The organism is Microbacterium sp. UCD-TDU (assembly GCF_000340625.1).
In the GTDB taxonomy this organism is placed as follows: Bacteria; Actinomycetota; Actinomycetes; order Actinomycetales; family Microbacteriaceae; genus Microbacterium; species Microbacterium maritypicum.
The window spans coordinates 1,226,157-1,242,935 of sequence record NZ_KB454446.1; the positions used below are offsets into that span (position 1 = coordinate 1,226,157).

General features: G+C 68.8%; 17 protein-coding genes and 1 pseudogene. 6 read left to right on the top strand and 12 right to left on the bottom strand.

Annotation, left to right across the window (positions count from 1 at the left end):
• Window positions 1-23 precede the first annotated feature (23 nt).
• Window positions 24-1,100: an HNH endonuclease signature motif containing protein gene (locus tag D514_RS39390; RefSeq protein ID WP_306413951.1), complete on the bottom strand. Its 1,077-nt coding sequence runs from the start codon at window positions 1,098-1,100 to the stop codon at window positions 24-26.
• 354 nt (window positions 1,101-1,454) lie between these two features.
• Here D514_RS39390 and D514_RS28775 point away from each other — a divergent pair, with 354 nt between their 5' ends.
• The 3 genes from D514_RS28775 (at window position 1,455) to pnuC (ending at window position 4,025) form a co-directional block, all read left to right on the top strand.
• On the top strand, window positions 1,455-2,660 hold the full coding sequence (locus D514_RS28775; RefSeq protein ID WP_017829809.1) for a hypothetical protein: 1,206 nt from the start codon (window positions 1,455-1,457) through the stop codon (window positions 2,658-2,660).
• Between the two features lie 124 nt (window positions 2,661-2,784).
• Entirely contained in the window at window positions 2,785-3,312 is a 528-nt protein-coding gene (locus tag D514_RS28780; RefSeq protein WP_017829810.1) for a GNAT family N-acetyltransferase, read from the top strand.
• Window positions 3,313-3,314: 2 nt separating this feature from the next.
• Window positions 3,315-4,025 carry a nicotinamide riboside transporter PnuC gene (gene pnuC / locus D514_RS28785; protein WP_017829811.1) on the top strand — a complete coding sequence of 237 codons (711 nt, stop codon included), beginning with the start codon at window positions 3,315-3,317 and terminating at the stop codon, window positions 4,023-4,025.
• A 25-nt stretch (window positions 4,026-4,050) separates the two neighbouring features.
• On the opposite strand, the gene D514_RS28790 is transcribed toward pnuC, so the two are convergent.
• Window positions 4,051-4,671 (bottom strand): hypothetical protein, encoded by a 621-nt coding sequence (locus D514_RS28790; RefSeq protein ID WP_017829812.1) that lies wholly within the window; start codon window positions 4,669-4,671, stop codon window positions 4,051-4,053.
• Window positions 4,672-4,991: 320 nt separating this feature from the next.
• On the opposite strand from D514_RS28790, the pseudogene D514_RS39400 reads away from it, so the two are divergent.
• Together D514_RS39400 and D514_RS39405 are read left to right on the top strand one after the other, a co-directional pair.
• A pseudogene (locus D514_RS39400) lies at window positions 4,992-5,453 on the top strand (hypothetical protein); the annotation flags it as partial.
• An 86-nt stretch (window positions 5,454-5,539) separates the two neighbouring features.
• On the top strand, window positions 5,540-6,496 hold the full coding sequence (locus D514_RS39405) for an alkaline phosphatase family protein (RefSeq protein WP_017829813.1): 957 nt from the start codon (window positions 5,540-5,542) through the stop codon (window positions 6,494-6,496).
• A 65-nt stretch (window positions 6,497-6,561) separates the two neighbouring features.
• Here D514_RS39405 and D514_RS28800 read toward each other — a convergent pair whose 3' ends face one another.
• The 9 genes from D514_RS28800 to D514_RS28835 all read right to left on the bottom strand — a co-directional run bounded on the left by D514_RS28800 (window position 6,562) and on the right by D514_RS28835 (window position 14,323).
• Window positions 6,562-6,939: a hypothetical protein gene (locus D514_RS28800; protein ID WP_144052982.1), complete on the bottom strand. Its 378-nt coding sequence runs from the start codon at window positions 6,937-6,939 to the stop codon at window positions 6,562-6,564.
• A gap of 6 nt (window positions 6,940-6,945) precedes the next feature.
• Complete coding sequence (locus tag D514_RS28805) at window positions 6,946-7,389, bottom strand: hypothetical protein (protein WP_017829815.1); 444 nt, start codon at window positions 7,387-7,389, stop codon at window positions 6,946-6,948.
• 167 nt (window positions 7,390-7,556) lie between these two features.
• Window positions 7,557-8,366 carry a MarR family transcriptional regulator gene (locus D514_RS0119405; RefSeq protein WP_017829816.1) on the bottom strand — a complete coding sequence of 270 codons (810 nt, stop codon included), beginning with the start codon at window positions 8,364-8,366 and terminating at the stop codon, window positions 7,557-7,559.
• A gap of 252 nt (window positions 8,367-8,618) precedes the next feature.
• The gene (locus D514_RS28810; protein WP_017829817.1) at window positions 8,619-9,356 is read right to left on the bottom strand and encodes an amino acid ABC transporter ATP-binding protein; all 738 of its coding nucleotides are present in this window, start codon (window positions 9,354-9,356) and stop codon (window positions 8,619-8,621) included.
• The gene (locus D514_RS28815; RefSeq protein ID WP_017829818.1) at window positions 9,353-10,219 is read right to left on the bottom strand and encodes an amino acid ABC transporter permease; all 867 of its coding nucleotides are present in this window, start codon (window positions 10,217-10,219) and stop codon (window positions 9,353-9,355) included. The genes D514_RS28810 and D514_RS28815 overlap by 4 nt, the downstream gene beginning before the upstream one ends.
• On the bottom strand, window positions 10,216-11,067 hold the full coding sequence (locus D514_RS28820; RefSeq protein WP_017829819.1) for an ABC transporter substrate-binding protein: 852 nt from the start codon (window positions 11,065-11,067) through the stop codon (window positions 10,216-10,218). Before D514_RS28820 ends, D514_RS28815 begins: the two co-directional genes overlap by 4 nt.
• Before the next feature lie 78 nt (window positions 11,068-11,145).
• Window positions 11,146-11,574 (bottom strand): cupin domain-containing protein, encoded by a 429-nt coding sequence (locus D514_RS28825; RefSeq protein WP_017829820.1) that lies wholly within the window; start codon window positions 11,572-11,574, stop codon window positions 11,146-11,148.
• Window positions 11,571-12,884, bottom strand: coding sequence for an amidohydrolase family protein (locus tag D514_RS28830; protein WP_017829821.1), 1,314 nt, complete (start codon window positions 12,882-12,884; stop codon window positions 11,571-11,573). The genes D514_RS28825 and D514_RS28830 overlap by 4 nt, the downstream gene beginning before the upstream one ends.
• On the bottom strand, window positions 12,881-14,323 hold the full coding sequence (locus D514_RS28835; RefSeq protein WP_017829822.1) for an adenosylhomocysteinase: 1,443 nt from the start codon (window positions 14,321-14,323) through the stop codon (window positions 12,881-12,883). The genes D514_RS28830 and D514_RS28835 overlap by 4 nt, the downstream gene beginning before the upstream one ends.
• Window positions 14,324-14,445: 122 nt before the next feature.
• Here D514_RS28835 and D514_RS28840 point away from each other — a divergent pair, with 122 nt between their 5' ends.
• Window positions 14,446-15,828: an LLM class flavin-dependent oxidoreductase gene (locus D514_RS28840; RefSeq protein WP_017829823.1), complete on the top strand. Its 1,383-nt coding sequence runs from the start codon at window positions 14,446-14,448 to the stop codon at window positions 15,826-15,828.
• Between the two features lie 4 nt (window positions 15,829-15,832).
• Here D514_RS28840 and D514_RS28845 read toward each other — a convergent pair whose 3' ends face one another.
• Window positions 15,833-16,675, bottom strand: a complete 843-nt coding sequence (locus D514_RS28845; RefSeq protein ID WP_017829824.1) for a helix-turn-helix transcriptional regulator — start codon at window positions 16,673-16,675, stop codon at window positions 15,833-15,835.
• Window positions 16,676-16,779: the final 104 nt, after the last annotated feature.

The window sequence follows — 16,779 nt, forward strand, 5'->3', positions numbered from 1 at the left end:
CACACCCTCACGCCCTCACACCCTCACGCCGCGATGTCGTAGCGCGCCCTGCCGCCGAGTCTCGGTCTGCGCTCGGGGTCGACGTTCGGCGGCGGGATGAGCCACACTTGCGCGGCGAACCCGCACCCCTCGATCCTGATCTCCCACTCGTTATCGTGGATGCGGTGGTGACAGCTGTCGCACAGCAGCACGCCGTTGTCGAGATCGGTCGATCCGCCATCACGTTGCCACCAGCGCAGATGATGCGCCCTGGTCAGTTGCGGGGGCAGCCCGCACATGACACAGCCGCCGTCACGCTCCACGAGCGCGAGCCTCTGCGCACGGGTGAACAACCGCTTCTCGCGCCCCCAGTCGAGGATCTCGCCTTCACCGCCGAGCACGACGGGGATGATGCCGCCGCCCGCCGCCATCCGACGACATGCCGCGATGCTGACCGGCTCGTCGAGGCCGTCGACCGTCGCGAACCCGGCGCCGGCCGTCAGGTCGCCGAGCCCCACACGGACGACGACGGTCGCCCCGGACACCGGCAGCCCGCCGTTGTCGCAGCCGCTCGCATGCGCGCAGATCTCGGCGAGCGCGTCGGCCTGGATCATCGCGACCGTGCGACGGTCGGCATCGGGCGCCTCGGGGTCGAGCGCGTGCGCCCGCGCCTGGAACGTCGCCGTCACGTAGGCCTGGATCGCCGCCTTCACGGGAGCCCCGGAGGCGATGTCGGTCTGCAGGGTGAGGTGCAGCGACCCGTCGCGTTCGAACATCGCCAGCGAGCGCCGCGACCGGGCCTCTTCTTCGCGCGGCGCCACACCGTCGGGGTCGAGCCAGGCTTCGGCATGCGCGACGAGCTTGCGCACATCATCGAGTGACAGCCCCTCAGCACGCTCGACGAGCAGACGCTCGGCCTCGACGAGGCGGTCGACGCCGACCTTGAGTCGCGCCCGATCGAGCAGGTCACGATCAGCGCCGCGGATGCCGCACCGAGCACGCCGGCACCGATCGCCCGCTGCACCTCGGGATACCGCGGCGGAAGCGGCTCGCCGATCAGGTTCGCCCGAGGCGCCGTCGCCTCCCCCACCTTCACGAGCCGCACCGCGTCGCCCGTCGATCCGCCGGTCGTTGCGGCGATCATGGTCGCCGGGCTGCGGAAGCCCTGCTGCTTCGCGAGACCCTCAGCTCCCAGTTCGGGACGCGATTCCCGAGCGATGCTCGCCGCGATCTCGGCGTGGACGCCGTCGAGTCGACGCTGCACCAGCCCCAACGCCTGGTGGGCCTCGAGCAGCTCCGCTCGGGTCAGATCGCTCGCGTTCGTCGCATCGCCCCACGCGTCTTCGAGGCACTTCACTGCCTCGAGGACGGGGTTTAGATGCGGGTTCGCCATGCCCCCAGTTTAGAACATATATTCGAATAGTCGGAAGGGTTGTGGATAACTCGGGCATCGCGGATGCCGTAATCTCATCGCCATGCCCACGTCCCCGCCCTCGCCGAAGCCACACAGCGCGAAGCGCGACGCCGACCGCTGGTTCCGTGAACAGGGGCTTCCGACGTTCGTGCCGCTGCGGCGCTGGTTCACCGACCTTCCGCGACGCGTCGCGCCGCTGATCGCCTGGGTCGCGGTGGCGGCCTACCTCTTCCAGGACGGGATCGAGGTCGTGTTCGACTTCGCCCTCGACGACTCGTCTGAGGAGGCCGCCTTCGTCGTGGTCATCGCCCTCGTGCTCTTCACGCTCTCGGCAGGGCTCGCCTGGGCCGCCTACTTCCTGGTGCGCGCGGTGCTGCGTCGCCTCCCGATGGGCATCGGCACGGCGGTCGCGCTCCTCCTGATCGCCGCGTGCCTCGCCTTCACGATCAGCTACGGCTACAGCGTCCAGCCGGATGCGACCGTCGGTCCGGTCCTGAGGACGATCCTCGTCCTCGCCCTCTGCATCCTGGTCACCGGCATGGGCGGTGGCGCGATGGTCTCCTGGGCCTCGCGCCTCGCGGTGCGCAACGCCTCAGCGATCGGGCACATGGCCTCGATCGCTCTCCCTGTCATCCTGATGCTCGTCGTGTTCTCCTTCTTCTCGGCCGAGGTGTGGCAGATGGCCTCCGCCCTGTCCTGGGGATCGATCGCCCTGCTCGGCCTCGTCGTCGCCGTGCTCGCCGGCATCGTCGTGCTGCGGGTCAGCGCGTCCGAGATCGACGACGATGCGCAGGCGCCCACAGCGCAACAGCGAACCGCACTGCTGCTCGGCACCCCCGCCGAAGGGCGCCCCCTCGTGCCCGGCGCTCCGGGTCGACTGCGCGCACCGCAGCGCATCAACATCCTGCTCGCCATGACGGTCGCGCAGCTGGTGCAGGCGCTGTTCTTCGCGGGTCTCCTCGCGGCGCTGCTGATCGTGATCGGCGGCATCGCCGTCCCCACGGGAGTCGTCGGCATCTGGCTCGGCCCCGGCAACGCCGCGCAGCCGCTCGCCGTCCAGCCGCTGGAGTTCTTCGGAGCGAAGCTGCCACTCACCGTGAACCTGCTCAAGGCGGCCACCCTGCTCTCGGTGATCGCGGCCCTGCCTTTCGTGTTCTCCGCCGTGAGCGAGGCCCGCTATCGAGAGCGCTTCTTCGACCCGATCATGGTCGACATGAGGCGCGCGATCCTCGTGCGCGAGGCCGTGAGCGCGAGGCCCGTGGGCTGAGCTGCGTAACTGTTCGGTTGCTTCCCCCCGGACGCCGGTTCCTCCTGCTAGCGTCGGCGATGCGCACCCGAGCGCCGATGAAGAACGCGCACCCGAAGCGCTGAAGAAGAGAGACCGCCCGCCGATGACAGCCGTGCGAATCAGGGATGCCGAGACCGCCGATCTCGAGACGATCACCGCGATCCACAACCATGCCGTGCTGCACACCACCGCGATCTGGAACGAGGAGGCGGTCGACCTCGCCGACCGCGTCGCCTGGCTCGCCGAGCGCACCGCCCGTGGCTACCCGGTCATCGTCGCGGTCGACGACACCGGCGTGCTGGGCTACGCGTCATACGCGCAGTGGCGTCCCCACAGCGGCTACCGACTCACGGTCGAGCACTCGGTCTACGTTCTCGGCGGTCAGCACGGTCGCGGCATCGGCACAGCCCTGATGGCCGCGCTCGTCGAGCGCGCCACCGACGCGGGGATGCACGTGATGATCGCGGGGATCGACAGCGGGAACGCCGCATCCATCGCCCTGCACGAGCGCCTGGGCTTCGTCGAGGTCGGACGCATGCCGCAGGTGGGCACCAAGTTCGGGCGCTGGCTCGATCTGAGCATGCTGCAGCTGGTGCTCGACGACCGCGTCGAACCCGACGCCGGATCCTGACGATGAACCTGCTGGAGTGGTTCGTCGACGCCTTCAACTCGCAGTGGATGCTGCCCGGCGGGCAGACGCTCCTGGTGCGCGAGGTCGTGGGCAACGCGTTCGGTCTCGCGAGTGCGCTCGGCGGCATGCGTCGCAAGGTGTGGGCGTGGCCGGTCGGCATCATCGGCAACCTGCTGCTGCTCACAGTGTTCCTGGGCTCCGCGCTCAGCCCCGATCCGTCACTGCCGCATCTGCTGGGTCAGGCCGGGCGGCAGATCATGTTCATCGCCGTGGCGATCTACGGCTGGATCCGCTGGCGGAATCTCGACGGCGGACGCGTGGTGCCGCGCTGGGCACCGACGAGCGCGCGCATCGGCATGGTGCTGGTGATGGTCGTCGGCACCGTAGCCCTCACGCCGCTGTTCCGTCTGCTGGGATCGTGGGAGCCGGTCTGGGCCGACGCCTGGACGTTCGTCGGATCGCTGCTCGCCACCTACGGCATGGCCAAGGGCTGGACCGAGTTCTGGCTGGTCTGGATCGCCGTCGACGTGGTCGGGGTGCCCCTGCTGTTCAGCTCGGGCTACTACGCGACGGGATTCATGTACGTCTTCTACGGCGTCTTCACCGCGATCGGCTTCGTGATCTGGTGGCGGGCTCAGCGCACCGCCGCGCGTCCGATCGAGATCCTGCCGCCCGACCCGAGTCCTCGACGGCCGGAGGACGAGCTCGCCTGAGCGTTTCCTCGAGCACCTCGTGGAGTCACGGACGAGGGGTGTTCGGCTCCCTGCTGCTGTCGCGCGGGCGCTGCCACCGGTCGGCGAGTGCCGCGAGCCACGCGCCGCCGATGCCCAGGACGATCACGGCGGCGATCTTCGCCAGCGTGAACGATCCGGAGGTGACCGAGCTGTCGATGAGCGCCCTGCTGATGATCGGGGGGATGAAGACGACCAGCATCACGGCGTAGGTGGCAAAGCTCCGTGCGCGCACGATGAGCCACCCTCCGAGGCCGACCAGCAGACTGACCAACCCTTGATCGAGCAGGAAGACCCACAGACCGGCAGGGTCGACGACGTTCCCGACTCCGCGTTCGATCCCGATCGTCGCCCAGAGGAAGAGGACCACGCAGGTGAGCGTGACGGCCGCCAGCCGGCGTGCCGAGGAGGTCGGGAAGATCCAGAACGCGGTGACGAAGAGGCCGAGCGTGAGCAGGAACTCGAAGAGGTCGACAGCAGGGATGTCGGTGCCGAGGACGCCGGCATAGTTCGTCGCTTGCACGAAGGCGCTGTAGTCGGTGGAGACGCTGAGATAGCCGGCGAACAGCACCCCCACGAGGGCGGCCCCGTAGCGCGCGTTCGCGTCGAACTCCAGAACTGCGGGCATGGCTCGACCATAGCGAAACCCTTGCGGTCACGCCCGGAGATGGAGTGGAATCGATCAACGAGATGTAAGGAGTCGGCCCCATGACGCCCTCGCCCGACGACGTGAGCGCCGCCGCAGAGTCGGTGAGACCTTCGCGGCGTGACTTCTTCCGTCGAGCGGGGATCGGTATCGCAGGTGCAGCGATAGGGGCATCCGCCGGCGCAGCCGTGACCGCGGCGGCGACCGCGAACCCGCCGGAGTTCTCGCCCCTGCCGCTGCGGTCCGCTCCCGGTTTCGATCATGTCGTCGTCGTCATGTTCGAGAACCGCAGCTTCGACAACATGCTCGGACACCTGTACAGCAGCGAGGAGAAGACCCGCGCGCAGTTCGACGGGATCCCGCAGGGCTCGTACTCGAACGAGGGCCTGGACGGCGAGGACGTCGCCGCCCACCTCTACGAGGGCTCCACCGATGCGATCATGCAGTCGCCCCAGCCGGACCCCGGTGAGCATTACCCGCACGTGAACACGCAGCTCTTCAACGTCGTCGACCCCGAAACGAATGCAGACATCCGCGCGAACGGGCTGATTCCGCCGTTCAACACACCCCCCGTCGGCACTCTCGCCACCAACAGCGGGTTCGTACGGGACTACTGCATCAACTTCGAGAACGAGAAGGGCCGCCGTCCTCGCCCGGACGAGTATGGCGTCGTCATGGGCGGGTTCAGCCCGGCGATGATGCCCGTCCTCTCGACACTTGCTCGAGAATTCGCTGTCTACGATGCGTGGCACGCGGCGGTGCCCTCGCAGACCTTCTGCAACCGGCTGTTCTTCCATGCATCGACCTCGCACGGCTACGTCACGAATCACGGCGGCGATGGATACGAGAAGTGGCTCGACGGCCCCCTGCCCCGACGATCTTCAATCGGCTGCAGGACGCAGGAATACCCTGGCGCATCTATTACGACAGATCGCAGCTCGTGTCACTCACGGGCCTCTTGCACGCACCCGTTCTGCAGCCCTACTGGAAGACCAACTTCCGCGACATGGAGCAGTTCTACGAGGATGTGCGCACCGGTGACCTGCCGGCCTACAGCTTCATCGAACCCCGCATGGTCTTCAATCACAACGACATGCATCCGCCGTGGGGAGAGACGGTCCGCGAGAGCGAGGTCGACGAGGACGGTGAGAAGGTACCGGTGTACAACAGCGCCCTTTCCGATGTCAGGGCTGGCGATCGGCTCCTGCAGGAGATCTACGACGCCATCCGCACGAGCGCTTCCGAGAACGGTTCCAACGCGCTGAACACCGCGCTGGTGGTCACCTTCGATGAGCACGGGGGCACCTTCGATCACGTGCCGCCGCCCGCTGCGACGCCACCGGACCGCACAGGCCCTGGTGAGATGGGGTTCGCCTTCGATCGGCTCGGGCTGCGCGTGCCGGCGATCGTGGTCAGCGCATACACCGCGGCGGGAACGGTGATCCATGACGAGATGCATCACGGTTCGATCATCAACACCCTCTGCCGCCAACACGGTCTACCCCCACTGACGATGCGCGACCAGACCGCGAACCCCATCTTCAATGCGATCAACCTGACCGAGCCGCGTCAGCCCTACACGTGGCCCACACCGAAGGCCCTGTATGCCGGGCGAAACCCTGAAGAAGATGATGCGACGGCAGCGGCGACGACGCACAAGCACCGCCCGCTGACCGCTCCCGCCATCGGGCTCTCGGGTCTGTTGCTGGCGCGCTACAGCCCCGGAGCGAAAGCTCCGTCGACCTATGCAGAGGCGTACCGCGACATCAGCAGGTTCGGGAAGGGCCTCTTCGGCGTCGGCGACTGAGGCCGGTCAGCGCCGCATGAGAAGGACGACTGCCCACGCGATTCTCTGCGATCACGGGCCGGACGTCAGCTGAAGAAACTGTTCGCCCGAGCCGTGTACAGCATGACGATCCCGACCAGAGCGAGCACGACGGTGATGAGGGAGCCCACCAGGACGTTCGCGTCCTGATGGACGATCGCCTGGAGCACCGCGCCGACGATGCTGAGCACGAGGGACACGGTGACGATCACCCGAGCGATGTTGCGCCCCCCGAACAAGCCGAAGCTCACGAGAAGTGTGACGAACCCGATCACCAGCGCGAACCACGTCGAGGGGATCGAGACGGAGGAGACGGCGAGCACGCCCGTGAGGATGAGGATGCTGAGAACGATCTGGAGCACCGCGGAGATCCATGCGAGGACCGCGACGAAGGTCACTCCGGCGGGGCGGGAAGTCGTAGCCATGATGTCCTACTCTCCTAGTTCGTTGAGGAAGTCTTTGAGGCCGAGACCACCGATGTTCTGAGCCTCGAACTCGAGGACGTTCCCGGTGGTGTCGTCGGTGAGTTCGATCACCCGCACCGTGCCACTGTGGCGCGTGTGGACGGTCAGGTCGGCGCGGTCGATATGTGCGACGAGGGCGAGGTCCTTCCATCCGCCGACGAGGCCCGTGCGGCGTCGACCCAGCACGTAGAGCTTGGTCGGCGAGACGGCGAGGACGATCGACGGGTAGCTGCCCATCGACGCACTGTGAGCGCGCTGCGCGAGCATGCCGCCCGCCACGCCCCACGCCGTCTGGTTGTCGCCGCCGAAGCCGACCCCCAGCGCAGCCCCGATCACCCCTGACTTCGTGGACCCCCGCGGCATCACCACTGCGACATCGATCACCTCGTCGTCGGTGAGAACAGCTTGCACGCCTTCACGAGCGTGTTCCTCTCTGGACATATCCACCTCTCTCCGGTCGTGTTTCAGGACACTACTGATAAACACCGCAGGTGTCGATAGCCGGAGGAAAATGATGCGCATCGATCTCGTCGGTCGACGAGATCCCGATCTGAGGGCCTGCCGCCGCGATCTTCGTGTCAGGGGCGGAAGGACGCCACCTCGGCGAACAGCGAAGAGAGCCGTTCGCTGTGCATTTCGATCCCCGCAGCGACAGCGGCGACGGCATCCCGTCCCGCCTGCGTCGACTCGAGGACGACGGCGCGTCTGTCCCCGGGGACGGATCCCCGGGAGCGCCGGATGAATCCCTTCGCGAGGAGTTGGTCCGCGATGTAGGACCTTCCCGCGGGTGTCACCTCGAGCGCGGGCCCGAGAGCGGAGAGCCGGACACCACCCGGCGTGGAAGCGATGAGGACGAGCCCGGCCCGTTGCCGCGCCGCGAGCCTGCCCTGCATCGCCGCGGCCGGCATGTGGTGGACGAGCGCGGCGCCCGCTTCGCACACGCGTCTGAGCAGGTCCAGAGCATCTCCGGGCTCGGGTTTCTCGATCTCCGCCGACGCCGCCCCGAGTCCGAGACTGATACTCCGGGCGATCGACCCGCTGTCACGGAAGAGGTCAGAGATCCGCGATCGGAGCTCGTCGGCTCGCGCGTGTCCGTACGCCGTCAGGAACACTTCGATCACGCGTGCATCCCGAACCGAGCGTCGCGTGCCGATCACACCGTCCTCGTGCAGACGAAGCACCAGTCGCGACACCGTCCGCCGGCCGAGTCCGCTGACTTCTGCCAGCCTCCGTGTGGTGACGACGCTCTCGGCGGACAGCGCGATGAGCGCGAGGATCTCCTCGATCTCCGCCCAGCGGGTTCCGAACACTCCGTCGATCGTTCGAGTGATCTCGTCGTTGAATTTCCCCAGAAGCTGCATCGCCTGGGCGCGCGCCGCGTCATCCACCCTCGACCGCCCCTCCCCATTGATCCCAAGGCTCGTCTGCCGCTCCGCACCGATCACGTCTGGCCTCGCCGTCGGGTCGGACCGGAACCAGCGCGACCGGCGAGCCTTCTCCCGTCCCCTCGCACACGCCGCGGGCGCGGGTGGTGCGACTGCAGAGTATTCTGCCATCGTCACCGATCCGATCTCCGCCTGATGCCCTTCGGGCCACCGCCGGGTGCGGGTCAGGCGATCAGATGGGGCGAGGACGGCACGTCAGTGCTGCACGCGTGCCAGGAACTCCGCGGTGGCCGCGTGCTGCGGGGCGTCGAACACCTGAGAGGGCGGGCCCTGCTCGACGACGACGCCGTGCTCGAGGAACACGATGCGGTCGGCGACCTCGCGGGCGAACGACATCTCGTGAGTCGCCATCACGATCGTGGCGCCCTGCTGCTTCAGCTGGCGCACCAGGTCGAGCACCTCGCCGACCAGCTGTGGGTCGAGCGCGCTCGTGATCTCGTCGAGCAGCAGCACCTCGGGCTGCGTGAGGACGGCGCGCACGATCGCCACGCGCTGCTGCTGTCCGCCCGAGAGCCGATCGGGGTACTCGTCGGCCTTGGCGCCGAGCCCGAGAGTGTCGAGCAGCTCGCGCGCCTGGGCCCGCGCCTCCGTCTTGCGCATACCGTGCACGCGCACCGCCGCGAGGGTGACGTTGTCGAGCACGGTGAGGTGAGGGAACAGGTTGAAGTGCTGGAACACGACACCGATCCGCGCCCGCACGGCATCGGCGTCGACCCGCGGGTCGGTGATGTCTTCGCCGGACAGGAAGATCTGTCCGTCGTCGATCCCCTCGATGAGGTTCATGGTCTTGAGCAGCGTCGACTTGCCCGAGCCCGAGGCGCCGATCAGCACGACGACCTCGTGCGTGCCGACCGCGAGGTCGATGCCGCGCAGCACGTCATGGTCGCCGAAGCGCTTGCGCACGCCCCTGGCCTCGATCACGGGGACGCTCATACGACTCCTCCGGCCTGCTCGCGCTTGTTCAGACGCGCCGTGACGACATCGGTCAGGCGGATCATCGGCCAGCTGAGCACGATGAACATGAGACCGGCGACGACGTAGGGCGTGAAGTTGTAGGTCTCGGCGACCATCAGCTGAGCCGCGCGCACCGCATCGACCGCCCCGAGCACCGAGATCAGGCCGACATCCTTCTGCATCGACACGAAGTCGTTCATGAGGGCGGGGACGACCTTGCGCACGCCCTGCGGGATCACGACGATCCGCAGGGTCTGGCCGTGAGTGAGGCCGAGCGAGCGCGCCGCGATGCGCTGCGAAGGGTGCACCGCCTCCATGCCCGCACGGAGCACCTCGGCGACATAGGCCGAGTAGGTCAGCACCAGCGCGATCGTGCCCCAGAACATCGGGGGCATGCGCGGGAAGATCCCCAGCGCGGGAATGCCGAAGCCGACGAGGTACAGCACGATCAGCAGCGGGATGCCGCGGAAGAAATCGGTGTAGGCCGCGGCGAGCGCGCGCAGCGGGAAGAACACCGGGCCGCGCAGCGAGCGCATGGTGGCCAGGAGCGTGCCGAGGATCGCGACGCACACCACGGCGATGACGAGCACGAGCAGGTTGACGAGCAGGCCCTGGAAGATCGGTCCGATGCTCTGGAGTGCGACCTGCGGGTCGAAGAACGTCTGGCTGACGATCGCCCAGCCCGGGGTGTTGACGACGACCACGATCAGCACCGCCAACAGCGCGATGCTGCTGCCGAACGCGATCAGGACGGATCGGGTGGTCGCCCGACGCCGCAGAGCGCGGCGTGACAGCTCGAGCTCGCTCGGCTGCCACTCCGCGTCGACGGAGGTCGAGGTCATTTCAGGACGGGGACGTCGACCGCGTCGCTGAGCCACTTCTGCTGCAGCTCGTCGAGCGTGCCGGCGTCGCGCAGGGCGTCGACCGCCTTGGTGACATCGGCCGTGAGGGCTGAGCCCTTGGGCAGCACGATGCCGAAGTCGTCTCCGCCGTTCGCGTCGGCGAACTGTCCGGTGACCACGCCGTCGTCGAGCTGAGCGCCGACGACGTAGAAGGCGCCGGGAAGGTCGGTGATCATGGCGTCGATCTGACCGCCCTTGAGTGCGAGCACGACGTCGTCGACCGAGTTGAAGACGTTGAGGTTGTCCTCGCCGAGCTGGGCCTTGGCGACCGTGTAGCTGGTGGTGCCGCTGGCGACGCCGACCTTGGTGGCCTTGAGCTCGTCGATGGTGGTCGCCGATGCCGCGGGCGAGTCGCCGACCGCGACGACGGCCTGCGTGGTCGTGTAGTACGGCGACGAGAAGTCGACGGCCTTCTTGCGGTCGTCGGTGATGGAGAACTGCTGCAGGTTGATGTCCCAGTCCTTGGGGCCGGGGGCGATGGCGCCGTCGAAGGTGGTGCGCACCCAGACGATGTCGTCGGCCGTGTAGCCGAGCTGCTCGGCGACGGCGTTGGCGACCGCACCCTCGAAGCCCTCGCCGTTGGAGGGGTCGTCGTCGACGAACCACGGCTCGTAGTTGGGCTCACCCGTGGCGATGGTGAGCTTGCCCTCGGTCACGGTCGGGAGTCCTGAGCCGTCTGCGCTGCCGGAGTCGGTCGACGGCGTGCTGCACGCGGAGAGGGTGAGGGCGATGGCGGCGGCCGCAGCGGCGACGACGGTCGCGCGGAGTAGGGAGGGGGCGAAGGGCACGATGACTCCAGGGCGAGGAAGGGTATGGAGAAGACGGCGAGGCAGGACGGGTCTGCTTCTGCAGAGACGGGTCTGCCTCTACAGAGTAGGCGATACGGCCAGTCGCCAATCGGCGAAATCGAAACCTGGGGACACGAAGCATGAGACCAGGACCTCCTCGGCATCCAGCGGACGGGCGGCCTGCCAGACCCCGGCAGGCACCAGCACCTGCGCGGCGTCGTCGGGACCGAGCACCACGGGGGTCGCCTCGCCCGGTTCCGCGCCGTCGCCGCCGAGGCTCAGTTCGAGCCGCCCCGGTCCGTGCCATAGCCACAGCTCGTCGCTGGTCACGACGTGCCACTCGCTCTTCTCCGATGGACGCAGGAGGTAATGGATGCAGGTGGCCGCCGGTCGTGGACCGTTCGGCGTCTCGACGGGCAGAGGGCTCGTCCAGGTTCGACGGAACCAGCCGCCCTCGGGGTGCGGGGCGAGGTCGAGCCGCTCGGCGGTCGTGGGGCGCTGTGTCATGAGACACCTCCGGTCTCGAGGGTGACCGCGGCGCGGTCGAAAGAGTCGATCGCGAAACGGACCTCGCCGGAGACGATCGTGGCGGCGGTACGGCCCGCCCCGTGCTCGACGAGTTCGGGAACGGCGTCGGGGCCGGCCGGGACGTCGAAGAACGTCAGGTCGGCGAGCGCCCCCACGGCGAGGTACCCGGTGCGGTCGGGGCCCACGTCGATCCCCATGGCGTGCGCCCCGCCGAGGGTCGCGGCACCCAGCAGGCGGGCGTGCAGGTCGCGGTCGGTGTAGCCCTGCGAGCGGGCGATGCGCGCGAGCTCGGCCACGTCGGCCAGCACGTCGAGCGAGGGGCTCGACGACAGCGAGTCGGTGCCCACGGCGATCGGGCTGCCCTCGCGCAGATACGCCGCGATCGGCGGCTCCTCGAGTCCGATGACGGCGTTCGACCGCGGGCACAGGGCCACGGTCGTGCGGCGCTCGCGCAGGATGGCACGGTCTCTGGCGCTCATGTAGACGCCATGGGCGATGTGGCAGTCGGGCCCGAGCACGCCGAGCTGGTCGACGAACTCGGTGGCGCTGGTGCCGAATCCGGCCTTGCGCAGCTCCTGGAAGCTGGCGAGACCCGCGGTATGCCAGGCCTGCGGATGCTCGTGTGCGAACTCGCTCTCGAACGCGGCCTCTCCGAGGTGGATGTGGATGCGCCCGCCGCGCTCGCGCACGATGTCGGGGATCTCCAGGAGCGGCTCGATGTCGAGCGAGTACGGGGCGTGCGGCGAGAGGCCCGTCCCCGGCGGGGTCGGCAGCGCGTCGAGGGCCTGCTCGACCTGGGTGCGTCCGGTGCGCGCCCAGTCGGCGTTGGTCCAGCTCATCACTTCCCAATAGGTGATGCCGTGCAGCCGAGCGTCGTGCAGAGCGGTCGCCGCCGCACGATCGGTCACCACGTCGGCCACGGCCGTCGTGCCGGAGCGCAGCGCCTGGGCCGCGCCGTCCGCCGCATCCGCCGCCCAGTCGCGACCGCCTTCGTACACCGGGTCGAATGCCCGCACCCAGTCGTCGAAGCCGTCGTACTGCCCGCGGCCGACCGAGGCCATGCCGGTGTACTGCAGGTGCGTGTGGGCGTTCACGAGCCCGGGGGTCAGCACGCCCGGCCAGTGCACCTCGTCCGCGTCGATGCCGCGCTCGGACAGCGATCGGAGCACCCACTCGCGTTCGCCGACATGCATGATCCGTCCCTCGCGCACGGCCACAGCGCCGTCGACGATGGGAGGCGCGGTGATCGGCACCACGAGACCTGCCGAGTAGACGGTGACGGCAGTCATGCGGACTCTCCTCGGAATCGCGGCGAGCGCCACTCGCGCTGCGCGTCGACCTGCGCGCGGCTGCGCTGGTCGATGTGCTCTCCGCGCAGGGCGAGAGCGGCGGCGCCGATCGTGACGTCGGCCTCGGCAGGGAGCGGATGCACGCCGGCGGGCAGTTCGTGGGCGAGAAGGTGCTCGACGGCGAAGAGCTGCACCGAGAACGACAGGTCCATGATCTCGATCGGGTTGCCCTCACCCGCGGACAGGTTCACACATCCGCCGCGGGCGATCACGAGCGCCCCGGTGCCGGCGCGCTCGACGAAAGCGGAGGCCTCGCCGTTCACTCCCTCATATGCTCGCAGCGTCGACGCATCGAGGTCGATCTCGTGCGGGACGCCACCCGCGACCGCGACGATCGCCGCCGCGCGCAGCACCTCGGCGTCGACCGTGTGCGGCGCCCCTGTGGCCGAGACGACGAGCGCCCCGGGGGCGAGATCGTGCAGGCGTCCGATGCGGTAGCCGTCGTGCGCGGCCCTAAGGGCGCGCACCGGATCGGTCTCGCTGACGCCGACCTGCACGCCGAGGGCACGCAGATGGGCGGCGACGCCCTCGCCGACGGGCCCGTAGCCGGCCACGACCGCCGGCTGGTCACGAAGGTCGATGCCGGCGTCGTCCAGCGCGTCGGCGATCGCGAACACGCACGACTGCCCGGTGCCGTACCGGTTGTCGAAGGAGGTCTTGGTCAGGGCGTCGTTCACCGCGATCACGGGGATCTCGAGCACGCCCTCCCGCTCCATGAGCCGCAGCGGTGTGAGGCCGCTCGTGGTCTCCTCGGCCGCACCCCGCAGCTGCGGAGCGAGACCCTCCTCGTGCGCGAGGCGGATCAGGTGCGAGCCGTCGTCGAGCAGCAGGTCGAAGCCGCGGTGCAGGAACGACACGGCGGCGGCACGTTCGGCGGCACCCGAGAGCGAGGGATCGCCGTCGACCGGGATCCCGCGGGAACGCAGCACCTCGGCGACCTCGACGTCGATCTCATCGGGGTGGGCGTAGACGGCGACCGTGGCTCCCGCGTCCCGCAGCAGCAGGGCGAGCTGCGCGGTCTTCGGCTCGAGCACCATCGCGATGCCGATGCGTGATCCGCGCACCGTGCCGTTCTCGCGCAGACGCCGCGCACGGTCGGTCGCGACGGGCATGTGGCGTCCGGCCGCATCGACGCGATCCTCGGCCCTCTCGCGGGGCAGCAGCGCCTCACCGTCGAGCAGGATCTCAGGCGACCCTCCCGGCGCGAACACGACCCCCGTATCACCGAGATGCGCACCGAGCGCCGGAAGCAGGGCGCGGAGGGCCTCGGCCACGCCATCCGTCCCGATGACCGAGAAGTCCCGGCCCGACACGAGCAGGTTGGTCTCACGGGCGAAGCGGCGCACGAGCCTCTGGGCGGTCACGGTCTCGTCGGTCACCAGTCAAGGGTAGAGCCCGCGGGGGTGGCCGAATGCCAGGGAGAGGCAGACCCGCACCCGGAATGTGTCCGTGGATTTCGGCGACCCTGGATTCGCCGGCGCCCTTCGCCTTTCATGGGGGCATGACCCGTCAGATCCGCTTCAACGCCTTCGACATGAACTGCGTCGCCCACCAGTCGTCCGGCCTGTGGCGGCACCCCGACGACCGCTCGCGCCAGTACAACACCATCTCGTACTGGACGGAGCTTGCGAAGCTGCTGGAGAGCGCGACCTTCGACGGCATCTTCATCGCCGACGTGCTCGGCACCTACGACGTGTACGGCGGCACGAACGAGGCCGCCATCCGCAACGGCGCGCAGGTGCCGGTGAACGACCCGATCCTGCTGGTGAGCGCGATGGCCGCGGTCACCGAGAACCTGGGCTTCGGCATCACGGCCGGCACCGCGTTCGAGCACCCCTACCCGTTCGCGCGCCGGTTGAGCACCCTCGACCACCTCACGCAGGGCCGGGTCGGCTGGAACGTCGTGACCGGATACCTGCCCAGCGCCGCGCGCAACATGGGCCAGGAGGACCAGCTCGCCCACGATGACCGCTACGACCACGCGGACGAGTACGTCGAGGTGCTCTACAAGCTCTGGGAGGGGTCGTGGGAAGACGATGCCGTGGTCGAGGACCGCGAGCGCGGCATCTTCACCGACCCGGCCAAGGTGCACCCGATCGGGCATGAGGGGAAGCACTTCAGCGTGCCCGGCATCCATATCTCCGAGCCCTCGCCGCAGCGCACGCCGGTGATCTACCAGGCCGGTGCGAGTCCGCGCGGCGTGAAGTTCGCGGCCGAGAACGCCGAGGCCATCTTCGTCGCCGCCCCCTCGAAGGAGGTGCTCGCCGGAACGGTCAAGCGCATTCGCGACGCCCTCGAGGCGGCAGGACGCGACCGCTACGACGCGCGCATCTACACGCTGCTCACCGTGATCACCGCCGCCACCGCAGAAGAGGCGACGGCCAAGCACGCGGAGTACCTCTCCTATGCGAGCCCCGAGGGCGCCCTGACGTTCATGTCGGGGTGGATGGGCGTGGATCTGTCGCAGTACGCCGAGGACGAACCGGTCGGGAACGTCGAGTCGAACGCGATCCAGTCGGTTCTGCAGCACCTGAAGGAAGAAGCCGACCTCGGCCGCGAATGGACCGTCGGCGACTTCGGACGCCACAACGCGATCGGCGGCCTCGGCCCCACGATCGTCGGGTCAGGCGTCGAGATCGCCGACGAGCTGCAGTCCTGGGTCGAGACGACCGACATCGACGGCTTCAACCTCGCCTACGCGGTCACCCCCGGCACCTGGCAGGACATCATCGAGCACGTGATCCCGGTGCTGCGCGAGCGCGGCGCCTATCCCGAGGAGTACGCGCCGGGCACTCTTCGCAACAAGCTCCACGGCCGCGGCGACCGGGTGCAGGACACGCACCGCGCCGCGAAATACCGCGTCGGGGTGTTCGCCCGGGCGTGAACCGCTAGACGAGGGAGCGCGGCGCCAAGGCGGAGAGGAGTCGGAGCTTCTCGGAGCTCGCGGAGCCCGGGACCGCGGTGTACACGAGCAGGAAGTGCGACTGCTCGGGGTCCACGAGGCTCTGGCAGGACAGCTCCAGCGCGCCGAGCTCGGGATGCACGAAGTGCTTCGTCTCGCGGGGCCGGAGCCCGACCTCGTGACGCTCCCAGATCTCGCGGAACTCGGCGCTGTGCTCCTGCAGCGAGTCGGCCATACGCGCAGCGCGCGATGTCGGACCCCGCCGAGCGATGACCTCGCGCAGACCCGACACCCACAGTCGCGACAGGAACTCGTGCTCCGCGGGGTCGTAAAGGTCCCGCGTGGACGGGTCGCGGAACCAGCGATAGCCGAGGCTCCGCTCCATGCCGGTGAGGTGTGCCGTGTCGCCGGTGAGCGCCCTGCCGAGAGGGGTCTGCCGCAGTGTCTCTCCGAGTTCGGTCACGATCTCGGCCGGAGTGTCCTGCAGCCGATCGAGGATCCGCAGCATGCCAGGACTGATGTGGTCGCTCACTCCTCCTCGGGTGGGCGGAGGGTGCCCGGCCAGGCGGAACAGATGGTCGCGCTCATCGATCGACAGGTGAAGTCCTTGCGCGATGGCAGCGAGCATCTGCTCCGACGGCAGCGGGCCATCACCCCGTTCGAGACGGGCGTAGTAGTCGGCCGACATGTGGCTGAGGGCGGCGACCTCCTCACGCCGAAGGCCTTCGGTCCGACGCCTCGCTCCGCGCGTCAGCCCCACGTCCTCCGGTTGCAGGCTGTCTCGCCGTAGTCGCAGGAACCCTGCGAGTGCCGCCCTGTCGATGGCCATATCCGCGTCCTCCTGCCGACGTCCCGATCCTCGCATTCGCCCGATGCGCTTATCCACTGCATGGGGAGTCCTGGTTGCGCGCCGGCGCAGCCTCCACGCTGGCA